The sequence below is a fragment of the Solwaraspora sp. WMMA2056 genome (assembly GCF_030345095.1).
Lineage (GTDB): Bacteria > Actinomycetota > Actinomycetes > Mycobacteriales > Micromonosporaceae > Micromonospora_E.
The window spans coordinates 1,059,698-1,076,837 of the sequence record NZ_CP128360.1 but is presented as its reverse complement, the minus strand read 5'-3'; the positions used below and the strand labels follow the sequence as shown (position 1 = coordinate 1,076,837).

Genomic DNA, 17,140 nt, shown 5'->3' with positions numbered 1-17,140 from the left:
CCGGCGGCCAGGTCGACCTGACCTGGCCGCCGGCCACCGGTGCTGGTGCGGGGCCCGTGCGGGCGTCGTCAGCCGGTCGGGGTCGGCAGCGTCGTCACGCCGCCGCCACCGCCACCGAAGTTGAATCCGGTGCCGTCGCCGCCGCCGTCCTGCCCTCCGCTGTTGGGATCGGTGCCGTCACCGTTGTCACCGTTGCCCTGGCCGCCGTTGTTGCCCTGGCCACCGTTGTTGCCCTGGCCGTTGGCCGGCGGGGTGCCGTCGGGGCAGAAGATGACGCCCAACGGCCCGTCACAGACGCCGCCCCGGCCCGGCTCCGGTGTCGGTGGGGCCGGCGACTTGCCGTTGCCGGCGTCGACGCTGCCGATCTGCCGGGCCGCCGGGAAGCGCTCCAGGTCCATGCCCTTGTGCGCCTCGTTCATGAACCGCTGCCAGATGGTGGCGGGCAGCCCGCTACCGCCGATCTTGTTGTTGTTCTTGTCGCGGATCGCCTTGCGGTCTCCGACGTTGCCGACCCAGACGGCGGCGGCGATCTGCGGGGTGTAGCCGACCATCCAGGCGTCACCGTTCTCGCCGCTGGATTCGTCGAGCTCCCAGGTACCGGTCTTGCCGGCGACGGCCCGCCCGCCGCTGAGATCCTTGTTGATGTTGTCGGGGATCTTGGTCAGTACGTCGGTGAGGTCCGCGACGACCTCCTGCCGGATCCGCTGCTCCGGCTTGAGCTGCTCGCCACCGACGTTGAGCCACTCGCCGGTGGTGAGGTTCTTCTGCTCGACCGAGACCACGAAGTGGGCCTTGTTGTAGACACCCCGGTTGGCCAGGGTGGCCACCCCGTTGGCGTGGTCGAGCACCGTCACGGGGTACTGCCCGTACCCGACGACGTTGAAGAACGGCGACGGCGCGACCTCCTTGGGGTCGACGCTCGTCAGGTCGTAGGGCTTGTTGTCGGCGGTGTTCCACATCGTGTTGATGCCGGCGGCCTTGGCCATGCCGACGACCTTGTCCGCGCCGATCTGCTCCGTGACGTGGTAGAACGGCACGTTGTACGACTGGACGGTGGACTCTTCGAGCGTGCAGTACTCACCGCAGCTGGCGTTGCGGCCGGCGTTCTGCACCTCGATCTCGGTGCCCTCGACCTTGAACGGCTTGGCGGTCCACCGCGAGTCGACCGAGATGTCGTTGTCCAGCGCGGCGGCCAGGGTGTAGATCTTGAACGTCGAGCCGGGCGAGTGACCGCCGGTCCACTGGCCGTTCTCGTAGTTGCGCCCGGCGTAGTCGTGGCCGGTGCCGTTGTCGCCGCCGAAGTAGGCGAGCACCCGGCCGGTGCTGGGCTCGATCGCGACCATCGCCGCCATCAGGTTCTCCGGCTGGCCGTCCATCGCCGAGCCCTCGGCCTGCCGCCAGATGGCCTTCTCCAGCGCGTCCTGCATCTTCGGGTCGATCGTCGTCGTGATCTTGTAACCGCCCTGCCGGAGCTCGGCGGAACAGGTGTCCGGGGTGCAGATGCCCAGCTGCACCATCTCGTCCCGGACATAGTTGATCACGTTGCCTTCCGGCGTGTTGATCCCACAGTCGATGATGCAGCTGTTCGGGTCGACCACCTTGACCTCGGGGTACTCGGTCGGTCGTTCGGCAGCTGGCAGCCAGCCCTTCTCCACCATGCCGTCGAGCACGTAGCCCCAACGCCCCTGGGCCTCGGCCTCGTTGACCGCCGGGTCGAAGCCCTGGTGACCGGTGGTGGCGTCCGGCTCGGGCTGCTTGATCACGGCGGCGATCACCGCACCTTCGGCGACCGACAGGTCGGCGACCGACTTGCCGAAGTACTGCTGGGCGGCGGCCTCGATGCCGTACGCGCCCCGGCCGAAGTAGATGGTGTTCAGGTAGAACCCCATGATCTCGTGCTTTTCGTACTTGTCGTTCAGCTTCGAGGCGAGCACCGCCTCACGGACCTTCCGCGCGTAGGAGACCTCCTGCAGGTCCATCGCGTTACGCGCGTACTGCTGGGTGATCGTGGAGGCACCCTGCCGGCTGCCGCCGGTGAAGTTGTTCCACGCGGCGCGGGCGATGCCGACGTAGTCGATGCCGGAGTGGTCGTAGAACTTGCGGTCCTCGGCCGAGGCGACCGCCTGCTGCACGTGCTCCGGGATCTGCTCCACCGGCACGAAGACCCGGTTGAACTCGCCGAGCTTGGCGATGCGGGTGTTGCCGTCGTTGGCGTAGATCGAACTGGCCAACGGCAACGGCAGCTCCTCCGGCAGGGCCACCGTGGTCGTGTAGTAGGTCCCACCGACCACCGCGCCACCGGTGAGCATGATCAGGATGGCGAAGGAGGCGATCAGCAGGTTGATCCGCCGCCGCTGCTTGGCCTTCTTGATCGCGGCGGGATCGTTGCGGCCGCCACGGCCGCGCCGACCCGGTCCGCCGGGACCACCCGGTCCGCCGGGACCACCCGGTCCGCCGGGTCCGCCGGGCCCACCCGGCCCGTCCGGGCCGCCGGGACCGCCGCCGAATCCGCCGGCAGGCGAGACCGGGCGTACGCTGGCCCGCCCGACCGTCGCCCGGCCGACTCCGGCGCGGCCGGCGCTGCCACCGACGGACGCGCTGCCGCTGACCGGGGCCACCCCACCGACCGAGGCGCGGCCACCGCTGACCGGGGCCACGCCGCCGACCGAGGCGCGGCCCGCCGAACCACCGACCGAGGCCCGACCCGCCGAGGCCCGACCCGCCGGGGCGCTGCCACCGACCGAGGCGCGGCCGCCGCTGACCGGGGCGCTGCCACCGACCGAGGCGCGGCCGCCGCTGACCGGGGCGCTGCCACCGACCGAGGCCCGGCCGGGCGTACCCGGCCCGGCGGGGGCGTCGCCGCCGTGCCATCCGGCGTCCGCGTCGGCCCGCCGGGCGCGGGAACGTGCCTGTCCGGCATCGTCCGGGCCGTGGCTCCAGCGGTGGTCATCCGGCTCTGATCCGTATCCGCCGCCGGTGCCTGATCCATAGGCACGCCCGGAGGCGGAGTGGGGTTCGCCGTACGAGTTCATGTGTCACACCCTGCCGGTTGCGGTGATGCGCGGCTGCGACACCACCGGTCTGCCGTGAGTTGGCCCACTGCCGGCACCGCAGCGGCACCAGCAGCCGAAAGCCACTTCATCAGAAATATCGTGACTTGTCCGGTTAACCATTTACATTGCCCTGCCCACTCTCTGGTGCCTACGCAGCGGCCGGGCAAGGTGGTTCATCGGTCGGTCTCTCGCCTTCGTTGGCCCATCGACATGCCGCCGGCCACCGCCAGCGCCGCGCCGGCCGGCGAACCACTGTCGCCAGCGCCGAGCCCGTCCCGGCCGAGCAGGTACTGCTCGACCAGATGGTTCCAGTTGCACAGGCGGCACACCTCGACGACGTACACCTGGAACTCACGCAGCGTCATCGCGAGCAGGGAGAGCTCGGCCCGGTTGCGGGCCTGCCCGGCGGACTGCTTCAGCTCGTCGCCGTAGATGTAGTGCACGTGGATGAGGTTCTCACGGCGGCAGATCGGGCAGCGCTGGTCGGTCGGCTCGCCGTGGAACCGGGCGGCGTTCTTCAGGTACGGCGAGGCGTCACAGACCTCGTAGGCGCCGACCCGGCCGGAGTGGACCTCGCGCAGCACTGCTCGCCGCTGGAGCGAGTAGTCGACGATCTGCCGCTGCGAACGCATGGCCCCGAGGGTACGCGGTCCAGGTTGACATTGGCGACTGCCGTCACGATCAGTAGTCGTACGGGTGCTCAGGAACAGTTTGCCCGTTGTCGGAATCCCGTCTACCGTGACGATGTATCGGTGCGATACATCGAGCCGGTGAACCGGAGAAGACGACCTGGTGGGAGGGGTGCGGCGTGCTGGAACTCGCCATCCTCGGCCTGCTCCAGGAGTCTCCGATGCACGGCTACGAGCTCCGCAAGGAGCTCGCCGCCAAGCTCGGTGCGATCCGCGCCGCGATCAGCTACGGGTCGCTCTACCCCACCCTGCGCCGGCTGCAGACCAACGGACTCATCGCCGAGGCCGACGAGCCGCCCGGCACCGAGGCGGGGATCCCCGCGCTGACCAGCCGCCGCGGCCGGGTCGTCTACACCATCACCGCCGAGGGCAAGGAGCGGTTCGCCGAACTGATCGCCCAGACCGGCCCGGAAACCTACGAGGACACCGGGTTCGGCGTGCACTTCGCCTTCTTCTCCCGGACCGACCGGGCCACCCGGCTGCGGATCCTGGAGGGCCGGCGACGCAAGATCGAGGAACGTAGGGAAGGTCTCCGCGACGTGCTCGGCCGCGCCGCCGAACGCCTCGACGCGTACACCCTCGAACTCCAACGGCACGGCCTCGACGCCTGTGAACGCGAGGTGCGGTGGCTGGAGGAGCTGATCGCCAACGAGCGGTCCGGTCGGGCCCCACGCACCGGCCACCACGAACCCACGAAATCCGAACCCGCAGCAAGCGAACCGCCTCCGCCTGGACCGACCAGGGAAGCTCCGCCCGGACAACCCGGAGACGAGCAGGAGCGGCTGTGACGAACAAGAAGGAGGCAAACGCGATGGGCTCCGTCCGCGTCGCCATCGTCGGTGTCGGAAACTGCGCCTCGTCCCTGGTCCAGGGCGTGGAGTACTACCGCGGCGCCGACCCCACCGACCGCGTCCCGGGTCTCATGCACGTCACCTTCGGCGACTACCACGTCTCGGACGTGGAGTTCGTCGCGGCGTTCGACGTGGACGCCAAGAAGGTCGGCATGGACCTCGCCGAGGCGATCAACGCCAGCGAGAACAACACGATCAGCTTCTGCGACGTACCCCCCACCGGGGTGCTGGTGCAGCGCGGCCCCACCTTCGACGGGGTCGGCGAGTACTACCAGGAGATGATCCAGGAATCCGACCAGCAGCCGGTGGACGTCGCCCAGGCCCTGCGGGACGCCCGCGCCGAGGTCGTCGTCTGCTACCTGCCGGTCGGCTCCGAGCAGGCCGCCCGGTACTACGCCCAGGCCGCCATCGACGCCGGCTGTGCGTTCGTCAACGCCCTGCCGGTCTTCATCGCCTCGGACCCGACCTGGGCGCAGAAGTTCACCGACGCCGGGCTGCCGATCGTCGGCGACGACATCAAGAGCCAGGTCGGCGCGACCATCGTGCACCGTGCCCTGGCCAAGCTCTTCGAGGACCGCGGCGTCGAGCTGCTGCGGACCTACCAGCTCAACTTCGGCGGCAACATGGACTTCATGAACATGTTGGAGCGCACCCGGCTGGTCTCCAAGAAGATCTCCAAGACCCAGTCGGTCACCTCCCAGGTGCCCCACGAGATGGCCAAGAGCGACGTACACATCGGGCCGTCCGACCACGTGCCGTGGCTCGACGACCGCAAGTGGGCGTACATCCGGCTGGAAGGTCGTTCCTTCGGCGACACGCCGCTCAACGCCGAGCTCAAGCTGGAGGTCTGGGACTCGCCCAACTCCGCCGGTGTGATCATCGACGCGCTGCGCGCCGCGAAGATCGCCCTGGACCGCGGCGTCGGCGGCCCGATCCTCTCGGCCTCCTCCTACTTCATGAAGTCGCCGCCGGAGCAGTACGCCGACCACGACGCACGGCAGGCCGTCGAGGACTTCATCGCCAACAAGATCGAGCGCTGAGCCGACCTGATCGGGCGCTGAGCCGATCCGACCGGGCGTCGAGCCACCGCTTGCCGCCGACACCGCGTGGGGCGGTCCGCCATGACCTGGTGGACCGCCCCACGCGCGTACCGCCCGACCGCACCGGGCCGCAGTGGATCAGCTCCACTCCTGACGGAACGCCACCCCGGCCTCCAACTCCAGCAGGTGGCGTTTGCGGGGCAGCCCGCCACCGAAGCCGACCAGCTTGCCGCCGGCGCCGACGATCCGGTGGCAGGGCACGATCACCGGGATCGGGTTGCGGTTGCAGGCCACCCCGACCGCCCGCGCCGCGAGCGGGTCGCCCAACGCGGCGGCGACCTCGCCGTACGTCTCGGTCTGCCCGTACGGGATCCCGGTCATCCTTCGCCACACCGCCCGTTCGAACGCGGAGCCCTGCCGCACCGACAGCGGCACGGTGAATCCGGTCAGCTCGCCGGCGAAGTAGCCGCGTAGTTCGGCCAGGGCCGCCCGTAGCGCCGGGTCCGGTTCCGTGGCCTGCACCACCGCGTCGACCCGGCCGAACCGCACCCCGCAGACACCGACGTCGTCGACTGCCACCGACAGGTCACCGATCGGGGACTCCAGCACCGCCCATCGCATCCGCCGATTATCCGCCGGGCGTCCGCGGCACCGTGGCCGCACCGTCCGACGCCGGGGCCGGTGGCACCGGCGCCGACATGAACAGGGCCACCTCGTCGTCGTACGGCGGCAGGTAGCGGGTGGTGTCGATGCCGGTCAGGGTGAACCCGAGCCGACGGTAGGCGCGTACCGCCCCGACGTTGACGTTCTGGGTCTCCAACCAGATCTCCCGGGCACCGTTGTCCCGGGCGGTGACGCGCACGATCCCGAGCAGTTCCCGGGCCAGACCCCGACGTCGGTACGCCGGTGCCACGTGCAACTCGTTGAGCACCTGCCGGCCGTTCCACCGCTCGTACGTCGTCGCCACGAACCCGACCGGCGCGGCGTCGACGACCGCCACCGCGTACAGGTCCCACGGTCGGCTGCCGACGGTGACGCCCTCGGTCAGGTCGTACCGCTTACGCAGCGCAGGGGCGACCGGCACCTCGCGCAGCACGAACCCGCCGTCATCCACTGTGACCTGGTAGACCAGCTCGGTGGAGTAGGAGGTGTCGAGGAGTCGCAGCGCCGCCAGCTCGGTCGCGCCGAGCAGGCTGCGAATCCTGATCTCCACCGACGCATCGTCGCACGCGGACGACCCCGGACCGGATGTCGCGGGTACGTGGCCCGCGTCCCGGTCCACGCACAAACTACTCCTGATTGCCCTATATCACTACTTTTCGCACGGTACCTTCTGGTGGTGACCCAGACAATCGACATCTACCGGTCTGCGGTGCGTCCGGTCGTTCCCTCGCCCACCCGGTTCACCGCGTACCAGAAGTTGCTCTTTCGAGGCGTCCACCTCGCCGGACGCAGCCTGCTGGACATCGGCGGCGGCAACGGCGTGATGAGCTTCTACGCGGCGGCCCGGGGTGCCGGCCCCGTCGTCTGCCTGGAGCCGGCCGCAGCCGGATCGAACGTCGCCATGGAGCGCCAGTACCGGCTGATGGCAGCGGAACTGGGCACCCGGGTGGACGTCGAGCTCCGTCACGAGCGGTTCCAGGATCTCGGGCCCGGTGACCGGAAGTTCGACATCGTCCTGATCCACAACGCCATCAACCACCTGGACGAGGAGGCGTGTGCGGCGCTTCCCGCGTCCGCCGCCGCGCGCAGCTACGAGCAGGTGTTCCGCAAACTGGCAGACCTGATGACGGACGACGGTGATCTGATCGTCACGGACTGCGCCCGACGGAACCTCTGGGGAGATCTCCAGCTGCCCAACGTCTTCGCCCCCAGCATCGACTGGCGCATCCACCAGCAGCCCGACGTCTGGGCCGGCCTGATGCGCAGGGCGGGCTTCCAGACGATCCGGGTGCGCTGGGACTCACCGAGCAGACTGCGCGGACTCGGTCAGCTCGTGCTCGGCAACCGGGTCGGTGGCTACCTCACCAACAGCCACTTCATCATCTCGGCGAAGCGTGCGGCCTGACTCCCGGCCGCTGCGCCGCAATCTGGTCAGCGGCCTGTACGGCAACGGCCTCTACGCGGCCGCCCAGATGGGCATCGTCGCCGTGCTCGCACGGACGACGTCCACCGAGGCGGTCGGCCAGTTCATGCTGGCACTGGCCATCTGCGGCCCGATCTTCGCCCTCAGCACCCTGAAACTGCGCCAGATCCAGGCCACCGACCTCGCCCAGCAGTTCAGCTTCGGGCACTACCTCGCCCTCCGATTGATCACCGGGCTACTGGCCGCCGTCGCCGTCGTGGTCGCCGCCGGCGCACTCCCGCTGTCGCCCCAGGGCGCCCTCGTCCTCACGGCGGTCGCCGTGGGCAAGGGCGGCGAATCGATCATCGATGTCTGCTACGGCGCGATCCAGCAACGCGAACAGCTCCAGCTCGTCGCCCGGTCCCTGACCGTCCGCGCCGTCGGGGGTCTGCTGCTGTTCACCGTCGTCGTGGTCACGACGCGCCGGGTCGAACTCGCCGCCGGCGCTGCGGCGCTGCTCACCATCGCGCAGAGCGCCGTGGAGATCGCCCGCGTACGCGCCCTCGGGTTCGACGTCCGGCCCCGCTTCGACCGTCGGCTGCTGTGGCGACTCGCGGCCATCGCCATCCCGCTCGGCATCGCCATGGCGCTGGCGTCACTGCTGGTCAACGTACCCAGGTACGTCCTTACCGGCACCCACGGCACCGAGGCGGTCGGCATCTTCGCGGCGCTGGCGTACCTGACGGTCACCGGTAGCACGGTGGTCGGCGCCCTGGCGCTCGCGGTGAGCCCACGCCTGGCCAGCCACCGCAACGAAGGCCACGTGCGTGCCTTCCACCGGCTGCTCTGGTCTGCGGTCGGGCTCGGTGCGGCGCTGGGCCTCGCCGGAGTGCTCGCCGTCGTGGTCGTCGGGCGGCCCGCCCTGGAGATCTTCTACGGCCCCGAATACGGGCGGCACACGGATGTGCTTCTCGTGCTGATGGTCGCCGGGACCATCGGCTACGCGACGGTCTTCGTCGGCACCGCGCTCGACGCGATCCGGGTCTTCCGGGTGCAGTTGCCGATCCATCTCGTCGCCGTCGCCGCCGTCGTGGTCACGTCGTTTCTCGCCGTACCACGGATGGGGATGATGGGCGCCGCCGTCGCGGTCCTCGTCGGCGCACTCGTCAAGGGCCTGCAGCAGGCCGTTGCCTATCTCCGGATCGTCGTACCCGCTCTCCGGACCGTCGTACCCGCGCCGCCGGGCGACGCGCACGCGACGACTCGGACACCTGCGGTGCACCCGCCCACCCGGCAGACCGCCGCGTCGGGGGCCCCCGACCGCCACCCCGCGCTCACCTCGGCAGGGCCGCACAGTCGCGGGGGTGCGGGACCCGGAGCGGAAACCCGTACGCGGTGAGCAGCGGGGCACACATGGCGTTCACCAGCCAGCGGTGCCGCGACGGAAGCGAGGCGCGCCACGCGTCGTCCCGGCGCAGGCTGACCCGCCCGGTCGCGAACCGCATCGGATTCCCCGAAGGATTGTGTACGGTACCCAGCTCGGCGTGCTCGCGGGTCAGGTAGGACAGCGCGGCGTCGGTGGCGTCGATGCCGGCGTAGCTGGCCACATCGCCCACGACCCGACGGGGGTCGTTCAGGAACTCCTCGTACCGGATCCGCGTCACCGGCACGCAACGCGGACCACCACCGGTTCCCCTTCCGACGTCCGTGCCCGGCAATCGACCAAGCAGGTCGAACGCTCCGTTGAACAGGTTCCATTCGAGGGCGGTGCGGGCCGGCGGGTAGCGCATCATGGTCGCCGCACTCGGCGAACCCGGCAGGCGTGGCACCCGCTTGGTGAGCGAGTGGGCGACGCCCCGGGGGTCGCGAACCAGGTGGACGACCCGCAGGTCGAGGTCGGGTGCCCACCGGAGAGTCAGGGCGAGCATCGCGGACTTGGACGAGTCGACGACGGTTCGCGCGCCGGTGAGCGCGGCTGCGGCGGCGTACACGCGCGTGTAGTAGCTGGCGTACTCCTCGACCACGGCCGCCCATCCGGTGGTCAGCTTCGGGCGCGCCAGCAGCGGGAGGTGCCGGACACGTTCGACGGTACGTTTGAGGCTCGTCACCCGGTGCGGGTCCACCTTCTGCCAGCCGCCGAACGCCTGCTCGCCGACCGCCTGCCAGAACTCGCACGCGGAGAACCGACAGCCGCAGCCGCACTGCTCGTCGTCCCGTAGGCCACGGCGCCACAGGTTGCCGACCTCGCCCACCGCGCAGGTGTCCGGCAGTTCACCAAGGACCCGCTCAAGGAGGGTACTTCCACTCCTACTGATGCCGCCGATGAAGAGCACGCGCATGTCCGTCCTCACCTTCTTCGATCGAGTTTCCGGGCTCGTCACACCGTGTCCAGGAGAGCCAGTCAGCTTCTCCCTGCGGGCGCAGCCACGACCAGCCCTCACCGCCGGAACGCTCAGCCGCGCTCGACACCCGCAGCCACCCCGACCACGCGAGACCAAGAAAGACCCACATTGGAAGGGACACTCGAAGGTCGGTCATCGTGTTGGCAAACAGGAACGACACGCAGATCGCAACGAGACCTCCGCGGAGAGCTCGGCCAGCCACCTCCGTGACATCTATCCGCAGCATCGGGACCAGCGCGATCACGACGAGCAGAACGAAGGCGGGAACACCGCATTCCGCCGCAATTCGAACCCAGTCGTTGTGCGTGTTGATCGCATAACCGAGCATCCGCTGCGAATAGTCGAGAAACTGCCCGTATCCAGCTCCGAAAAGCGGATCCTTCTCCACCAGGTTGAATGCGAGTTCAAGTACCCAGATCCGATGTTCGTTCTCGATGAAGGACTGGTCCCTGAACCGGAACACCTCCCGCTCGACCAGGTCGACGAAGTTCTGCCCGGCAACCAGTACGACAACCAGACCTGCAGCGAGTGCGGTCAGGCGCAGCGCGGCGCGCTCCACGGCGAGCCACAGGGCCGCCAGTCCGACGACCAGAACGATGAACGCACCACGCGACTGGGTCGCGAACAGAGCGGAGACAGGAAGGGCTGCGACCAGCAGCCACCGCACCTGCCGGGTCACGACCGAAAGGCCAGCGAGTGTCACCACGGCAATGGCCAGAGAATGCCCTCCGGCGTTTGCATTGAACCCATCGAGAATGGTACGCCCACCTCGCACTTCACCGAAGCCGTGCAGGTAGGCGGAGATGAGTACGCCGGACAGGCCGATCGCCTTCAAACAGGACAGCGCATTCGGTGAGGCCAGGGCGACGGCCAGTACCAACCCCGCGTTGAGGGCGAGTGTCAGCGCATGGTTCCTGGCCTCACTGACCTCCATGACGTTCGTCGGACCGCGCAAGAATCCGCTCGCCACCACGAGGAGAGCGAAGGACCCGACGAGTGCCGTGAGCACCCAGTGTCTCCGCAACTCGCGTCGGACGCCGAAGATGACGCCACAGAGCAGAATTGCAGTCAGAGGCTGTTGCAGGGCCACCCCGTCGATCCGGAGCGGAACCGGCCACATCAGGACGGGTATCGCCATCAGGACCGCATGTCTGGGGTAGCGCGCTACCGAGACGAAGAGCCAGGTGCCCAGAAACACCACCACGGCGATCAGAAGAACGCGCGTCACCGGATCACTCTGCGACACTCCTTGTCCCCTTACGGCTATCCGCGCCCGTGGTACATCGCCAGGTGGGCTGCGGCGGCGGCCGGCACGGAGAAGTCGCTCCCGGCGCAGGCGGCGACCGCAGCCGCGCGGTCCTGCCCGGTGACCCGACGTCGGGTGGCGCGCCGCAGCGCCTCGGCCCACACCTGGGCGGGTGCGTCCGGGGCGACCAGCGTGACGCCGGCCAGTCGCTCGGCGATGAACCGGGTACCGGGAAGGTCCGAGGCGACCACCGGGGTGCCGACAGCCGCTGCTTCGAGGACGGCCCCGGGCAGGCCCTCGCGCGCCGACGGCAGGATCACGATGTCGGCCTGGCGCATCAGGGCGCCGACGTCCTCGGTCGGCCCGAGCAGGTGGACGTACTCGCCGACCCGGTGTTCGTCCGCGACCGCGCGGACCTGCGCGTCGTCAGCTGCGTTCCGGGTGCCCACCAGCACAGCGCGGACCGGCAGGCCGGCCTCTCGCGCCCTCGCCACCACCGGTGGGATGAGCCAGCGGCGTTTCGCTCCGGACGGGCGGCCGACATGCAGGCACACGACGTCCGCCGGCTGTGCACCGATCTCCGCGCGGAGGTCACGGCTCGATGCGCGGCCGAGGCGGTCGAGGTCGACCCCGTTCGGGATGACCCGGCATCGCGGGTCCGATCTCCAGGCCGGCGAGTACCCGTGCTGGAGCGCCCCCGGCGCCACGCCGACCACGTTGGTGGCGCACCTGCGGATGAGCGCGCGCAGCAGCCACCGTTGCAGGCGGCGACGCGGACTGTCGGGTCGACCGTCACCGTCGCTGCGGAAGTGGGCGATGCGGACCGGCACCCGGGCGAGGGCTGCGAGGAGCAGAATCGCGCCGGAGAACGTCGCCACGTCGGAATGCACGACGTGCGGGCGCAGCGCTCGCAGCAGGGCGAGGAAACGTGCGGGGAAGCCTGGCGCCAGCCGGATCGCGTGTACATGTCCACGCAGCTGTCGCACCTGGGACGCGAGCACCCCCTCGCGACCGGACAAGGTGACGAAGTGCAGCTCGATACCGGCCTCGACCAGTAGCGGCATGAGCTCGATCGTTCTCAGCTCGGTCCCGCCGACGTCGAGCACGCCAAGGACCCGGACCACCACGACCCGGCGGCCGCGAGCGGCAGCGGGCGCCGGCCGGTTCACGACATCGTTCTTGACGTGCACCATCCCTCGTCTCCGCTACGCGTCGCCGTATCCCCAGGGTCAAGCCAGGCATCAGTAACGCTAACCGGCTAACGCCGGCAAAACAGACTATTGTCAGAAAACGCCTGATCGGCGGCTGGTGGGCCTGGGACCCCGCGCCGGCCCCGGATCGCTTGCCGGGCGGTCCGGTTGAGGGTGACGGCTACCGTGCCGAGTGTGCAGACAGCGACGCTCGTATTCCTGGTCATCGGTGGTCTCGGTGTGGCGGTGCTCGCCATCGGGCTGCTCGGCGGGGAGTTGCTGCACCTCGGTGACGTCAGCGCCGACGGTCCGGTGTCGCTCGAGGTGGTCGCCGGCTTCGCCGGGGCGTTCGGATTCGCCGCCGCGATCGCCAACGAACTGATCGGCGCCGACAGCGCCGGCCTGACCGTGGCCGCCGCAGCGATCGGCGTCGCCGCAGCGGTGCCGGTCGGCTGGTTGACCGCCCGACTGTCCCGCGCCGCCCGCAACATGCCGACCGACGCGACCCCGCACCGCACCGACCTGGTCGGCGCCATCGGCGTGGTGATCACCCCGATCCACCCCGGCGGGTACGGGGAGATCCGGGTCCGCCTCGGCGGGCAGCCGGTCAAGTTGAGTGCCCGCGCCGACCGGTCGATCCCACTCGGTGCCGAAGTCTTCGTCGTCGAGGCGGTCAGCGACACCAGCGTCGTGGTCGAGCAGACCCCGTCCGCCGGCTGACGGCCCACCCACCCAGCCCCGCCGGCGGAGGTCGTCCGGGGCAGCCCCACTGGAGGAACACCGTGACCCCACTGCTCATCGCGATCATCGGCGCCGCGGCGCTGGTGCTCGTCCTCATCCTGTTCGTGCTCTCCCGGATCAAGGTCGCCGGCTCCAACGAGGCCTTCATCGTGACCGGGCGCAAGGGCCGCACCACCCAGGCGCTCGACGGTTCCCGCTCCACCGACCTGTCCGGGCAGAAGGTCGTCATGGGTGCCTCGGTGTTCGTCCTGCCCGTCGTGCAGAAGCTGCAGGTGCTCGACCTGTCCAGCCGCCGGATCCACGTCGAGATCACCGGCGCGGTCTCCAAGCAGGGCATCCGGGCGAACCTGCAGGGCGTGGCGATCGTCAAGATCGGCGGTACGGAGGACGCGATCCGGGCCGCCGCTCAGCGGTTCCTCCACCAGCAGGACGAGATCGAGGACTTCACCCGCGAGGTGCTGGCCGGTGCGCTGCGCTCGATCGTCGGCCGGCTCACCATCGAGGAGATCATCCGGGACCGGGCGGCGTTCGCCAGCGCGGTCGCCGAGGAAGCCGAACACTCGATGACCAACCAGGGACTGGTGCTGGACACCTTCCAGCTGCAGGACATCATCGCCGAGGGTTCCTACCTGCAGGACCTGGGCCGGCCGGAGGCGGCCCGGGTACTCAAGGACGCAGCGATCGCCGAGGCGCGGGCCCGGCAGGCCGCCGAGCAGGAGCGGCTGCTGGCCGAGGAGGCGATCGCCGAGGCCAACCGCAACCTGTCGTTGAAGCAGGCGGCCATCCAGGCCGAGATCGACGCGGCGAAGGCCAGGTCGGCGGCGGCCGGTCCGCTCGCCCAGGCCGAACGCGACCAGGCGATCCTCTCCGAGCAGCAGAAGGTCGCCGAGCGCAACGCGGAGCTGAAGGAACGCCAGCTCGACACCGAGGTCCGCAAGCCGGCCGACGCCGCCCGGTACCGGGTGGAGCAGGAGGCCGAGGCGGCGCGCAGCGCGGCGGTGCTGGCCGCCGACGCCGACCGGCAGGCGACGATCGCCGCCGCCCAGGCCGCCGCCGAACAGTCCCGGCTGACCGGTGAGGGCGAGCGGGCCCGACGGGCCGCGTTGGCGGAGGCGAACGCGATCGAGGGTGCCAAGGAAGGTGAGGCGGAGCAGCGGCGCCGTACCGCCATCGCCGACGCGGTCGAGCGGGAGGGCAGCGCCGAGGCGGCGGCGATCCGGGCCCGCGGTGAGGCGGAGGCCGAGGCGATGGCCCGCAAGGCCGAGGCATTCGCCGCGTACGGCGAGGCCGCAGTGCTCGACCTGCTGGTCAAGATGCTGCCGCAGGTGGTGGAGGCGGCGAGCGCCCCGATGGGCTCGATCGACAAGATGACCGTCATCTCCACCGACGGCGCGTCGTCGCTGACCAGGTCGGTGGCGAACAACGTGGCGCAGGGTCTGCAGCTGGGCAACGACCTGACCGGGATCGACCTGGCCGGTCTGCTCGCCCGGCTGGGCGGCGCCGGCGCCGAGTCGGTCGCCGCCGGGCGTACCGACCGCACCCCGGTGGCCGGTCCGTCCGACGGCGCCGGTCGCGGCTGAGCCGCCGGCCACGCCGGCACTGCCGGAGATCCGCTGGCCGCCCGTCGGCCCACCTGCCGACGGGTGGTCAGCGGCGCGACATCCGGGCCGAGTAGAGCGAGGTCTGCTGGGTCAGGGTGTCACCGCTGCAGTCGTAGCTGGCCGGGTCGAAGTCGGCGGTGAGCGCGTCACGCTGGGGTGCGAGGCCGGCTCCGCTGAGGGTGACCGTGCCGTCGGCGACGACGTCGGTGAAGGCGACAGTGCCGTCGACGGCCCGGTACCGGTAGGTGACCTCACCGGTGACGGTGAGGGTCAGCGCGACCCCGGAGACCACACCGGCGAACGTCGTACCGTCGCCGTAGTCGGTCCTGCCGTACCCGTCCGCGCGCAGCTCGACCCGGGCGCCCGGCCCGGTCCCGGTGAACCGGGCGCGGCCGAACGGCTCGGGCAGCGCGACGTCCTCCTGGTAGTCGTCCACCTGCCAGCTGCCGACCACGCAGGGATCGCCGTCGGCGGTGACCCGCTGGTCGCCGCCGACACGGTCGCCGTACCGGACCACCAGCACCACCAGGATCGCCGCGACCAGCAGCACGAAGGTGGTGGCGAGCGCGACGATCGGCACCAGGTAGGACCGGCCACCACTTGGCGGCATCTGCGGGGACCGGCCGCCGGCCGGCGGCGGGAACGGGAGTGGTCCGGACGGTGGCGGGTACGGCTGCATCCGACCTCCCCGGGGCCCTGTCGCCGGCAGTGTGGTCGACGCTAGTCGGTGGCCGGCCCGATTCCTTCGGCACGGGCCCAGCGCAGCAGTTCCGCCTCGGCCGCGTCCCGGTCGAGTGGGCCCTGCTCCAACCGCAGCTCCTTCAGGTGCCGCCAGGCCCGGCCGACGATCGGCCCCGGCGGTACGCCGAGCAACTCCATGATCGCGTTGCCGTCGAGATCCGGTCGCACCCGGGCCAGGTCCTCGTCGGCCTGGATCCGGGCGATCCGTTCCTCCAGCGCGTCGTAGTCGGCGGCGAGCCCGGCGGCCTTGCGCCGGTTGCGGGTGGTGCAGTCGGAACGGGTCAGCTTGTGCAGTCGGGCCAGCAGGTCACCGGCGTCGGTGACGTAGCGCCGGACCGCCGAGTCGGTCCACTCGCCCCGCCCGTACCCGTAGAACCGCAGGTGCAGGCCGACCAGCTTGGCCACTTGGGCGGTGGTCTCCTTCGGGTAGCGCATGGCCTTCATCCGGTGCCGGGTCAGCCGGGCACCGACGACTTCGTGGTGGTGGAAGCTGACCCGGCCGTCCGGTCCGACGGCCTTGGTCGCCGGCTTGCCGATGTCGTGCATCAGCGCGGCCATCCGCAGCACGAAGTCACAGCCGTCGTCCTCCAGCCGGACGGCGTTGTTCACCACCGTCAGGGTGTGTTCGTACACGTCCTTGTGCTGGGCGTGTTCGTCGATCTCCAGCCGCAGGCCGGACAGTTCCGGCAGGAACCGGTCGGCGAGTCCGGCGTCGACCAGCAGCCGCAGACCGGCGACCGGGTCGGCGCCGCAGAGCAGCTTGGTGAACTCGTCACGGATCCGTTCGGCGGTGATCCGGTCCAGGTCGGCGGCCATCGTGCTCATCGCCGTACGGACGTCGGGGTGCACGGCGAACCGCAACTGGGCGGCGAACCGGGCGGCCCGCAGCATCCGCAGCGGGTCGTCGCCGAAGGACTCCTGCGGCGTGCCGGGTGTCCGGATGATCTTCGCGGCGAGGTCGGCGATGCCACCGTACGGGTCGGTGAAATCGTGGTCGGGCAGGCTGACCGCCATGGCGTTGATGGTGAAGTCACGCCGCCGCAGGTCGTCGCCGAGATCGTTGCCGTAGGCGACGACCGGGTTGCGGGTCACCCCGTCGTAGGCCTCCGCCCGGAACGTGGTGATCTCCAGGGTGAGGCCGCCGCGTCGGGCGCCGATCGTGCCGAACTCGCGACCGGTCTCCCAGGTCGCCTCCGCCCAGCCCTTGAGCACCGCCAGGGTCTGGTCCGGGTGTGCGTCGGTGCAGAAGTCGAGGTCGTTGCCGAGGCGCCCGAGCAGTGCGTCGCGGACCGAGCCACCGACCAGGTGCAACTCGTGCCCGGCGGCGACGAACCGCCGGCCCAGCTCGTCGGCGACGGGTGACACCCGCAGCAATTCGGCGACGGCGTTGCGTTGCACGACGGTACGGGAGTCGGTGCTGGTGCGGGCATCGGTGCTGGTACGGGCATCGGTGGCGCGGGGCGCGGAGGTCTCGGACATGGGACCGCCAGACTATCCGCTGTGGCCGCCCCGGCAGCCGGC

At 70.4% G+C, this 17,140-nt stretch carries 15 protein-coding genes; 6 read left to right on the top strand and 9 right to left on the bottom strand.

What is annotated here, in order from left to right:
- Window positions 1-68: 68 nt before the first annotated feature.
- Window positions 69-3,032: a transglycosylase domain-containing protein gene (locus O7608_RS04975; protein ID WP_289208849.1), complete on the bottom strand. Its 2,964-nt coding sequence runs from the start codon at window positions 3,030-3,032 to the stop codon at window positions 69-71.
- 194 nt (window positions 3,033-3,226) lie between these two features.
- The gene (locus O7608_RS04970) at window positions 3,227-3,685 is read right to left on the bottom strand and encodes a DUF5318 domain-containing protein (protein WP_289208848.1); all 459 of its coding nucleotides are present in this window, start codon (window positions 3,683-3,685) and stop codon (window positions 3,227-3,229) included.
- 176 nt (window positions 3,686-3,861) lie between these two features.
- Between O7608_RS04970 and O7608_RS04965 the strand changes: the two genes are divergently transcribed.
- The gene (locus O7608_RS04965) at window positions 3,862-4,530 is read left to right on the top strand and encodes a PadR family transcriptional regulator (RefSeq protein ID WP_289208847.1); all 669 of its coding nucleotides are present in this window, start codon (window positions 3,862-3,864) and stop codon (window positions 4,528-4,530) included.
- A 23-nt stretch (window positions 4,531-4,553) separates the two neighbouring features.
- Complete coding sequence (locus tag O7608_RS04960; RefSeq protein ID WP_289210782.1) at window positions 4,554-5,633, top strand: inositol-3-phosphate synthase; 1,080 nt, start codon at window positions 4,554-4,556, stop codon at window positions 5,631-5,633.
- A 138-nt stretch (window positions 5,634-5,771) separates the two neighbouring features.
- Here O7608_RS04960 and O7608_RS04955 read toward each other — a convergent pair whose 3' ends face one another.
- Both O7608_RS04955 and O7608_RS04950 read right to left on the bottom strand, forming a co-directional pair.
- The gene (locus O7608_RS04955; protein WP_289208846.1) at window positions 5,772-6,254 is read right to left on the bottom strand and encodes a methylated-DNA--[protein]-cysteine S-methyltransferase; all 483 of its coding nucleotides are present in this window, start codon (window positions 6,252-6,254) and stop codon (window positions 5,772-5,774) included.
- Between the two features lie 7 nt (window positions 6,255-6,261).
- Window positions 6,262-6,846 (bottom strand): GNAT family N-acetyltransferase, encoded by a 585-nt coding sequence (locus O7608_RS04950; RefSeq protein ID WP_289208845.1) that lies wholly within the window; start codon window positions 6,844-6,846, stop codon window positions 6,262-6,264.
- 126 nt (window positions 6,847-6,972) lie between these two features.
- Here O7608_RS04950 and O7608_RS04945 point away from each other — a divergent pair, with 126 nt between their 5' ends.
- Both O7608_RS04945 and O7608_RS04940 read left to right on the top strand, forming a co-directional pair.
- Window positions 6,973-7,701, top strand: coding sequence for a class I SAM-dependent methyltransferase (locus O7608_RS04945; RefSeq protein WP_289208844.1), 729 nt, complete (start codon window positions 6,973-6,975; stop codon window positions 7,699-7,701).
- Window positions 7,691-9,097: a lipopolysaccharide biosynthesis protein gene (locus O7608_RS04940; protein ID WP_289208843.1), complete on the top strand. Its 1,407-nt coding sequence runs from the start codon at window positions 7,691-7,693 to the stop codon at window positions 9,095-9,097. Before O7608_RS04945 ends, O7608_RS04940 begins: the two co-directional genes overlap by 11 nt.
- Here O7608_RS04940 and O7608_RS04935 read toward each other — a convergent pair.
- From O7608_RS04935 to O7608_RS04925, 3 genes are read right to left on the bottom strand one after another with little or no spacing between them, the layout of a single operon-like run.
- The gene (locus O7608_RS04935) at window positions 9,033-10,037 is read right to left on the bottom strand and encodes a sulfotransferase family protein (protein ID WP_289208842.1); all 1,005 of its coding nucleotides are present in this window, start codon (window positions 10,035-10,037) and stop codon (window positions 9,033-9,035) included. The genes O7608_RS04940 and O7608_RS04935 overlap by 65 nt on opposite strands.
- Window positions 10,006-11,328 (bottom strand): O-antigen ligase family protein, encoded by a 1,323-nt coding sequence (locus O7608_RS04930; RefSeq protein ID WP_289208841.1) that lies wholly within the window; start codon window positions 11,326-11,328, stop codon window positions 10,006-10,008. Before O7608_RS04930 ends, O7608_RS04935 begins: the two co-directional genes overlap by 32 nt.
- Window positions 11,329-11,363: 35 nt before the next feature.
- On the bottom strand, window positions 11,364-12,539 hold the full coding sequence (locus O7608_RS04925) for a glycosyltransferase family 4 protein (protein WP_289208840.1): 1,176 nt from the start codon (window positions 12,537-12,539) through the stop codon (window positions 11,364-11,366).
- A 192-nt stretch (window positions 12,540-12,731) separates the two neighbouring features.
- Here O7608_RS04925 and O7608_RS04920 point away from each other — a divergent pair, with 192 nt between their 5' ends.
- Complete coding sequence (locus tag O7608_RS04920) at window positions 12,732-13,256, top strand: NfeD C-terminal domain-containing protein (protein WP_289208839.1); 525 nt, start codon at window positions 12,732-12,734, stop codon at window positions 13,254-13,256.
- A gap of 62 nt (window positions 13,257-13,318) precedes the next feature.
- Entirely contained in the window at window positions 13,319-14,857 is a 1,539-nt protein-coding gene (locus O7608_RS04915) for a flotillin family protein (RefSeq protein ID WP_289208838.1), read from the top strand.
- Between the two features lie 67 nt (window positions 14,858-14,924).
- Here O7608_RS04915 and O7608_RS04910 read toward each other — a convergent pair whose 3' ends face one another.
- A complete protein-coding gene (locus O7608_RS04910) occupies window positions 14,925-15,557 on the bottom strand; it encodes a hypothetical protein (RefSeq protein WP_289208837.1) in 633 nt (210 codons plus the stop codon).
- Window positions 15,558-15,598: 41 nt separating this feature from the next.
- Window positions 15,599-17,098 (bottom strand): CCA tRNA nucleotidyltransferase, encoded by a 1,500-nt coding sequence (locus tag O7608_RS04905; protein ID WP_289208836.1) that lies wholly within the window; start codon window positions 17,096-17,098, stop codon window positions 15,599-15,601.
- Window positions 17,099-17,140: the final 42 nt, after the last annotated feature.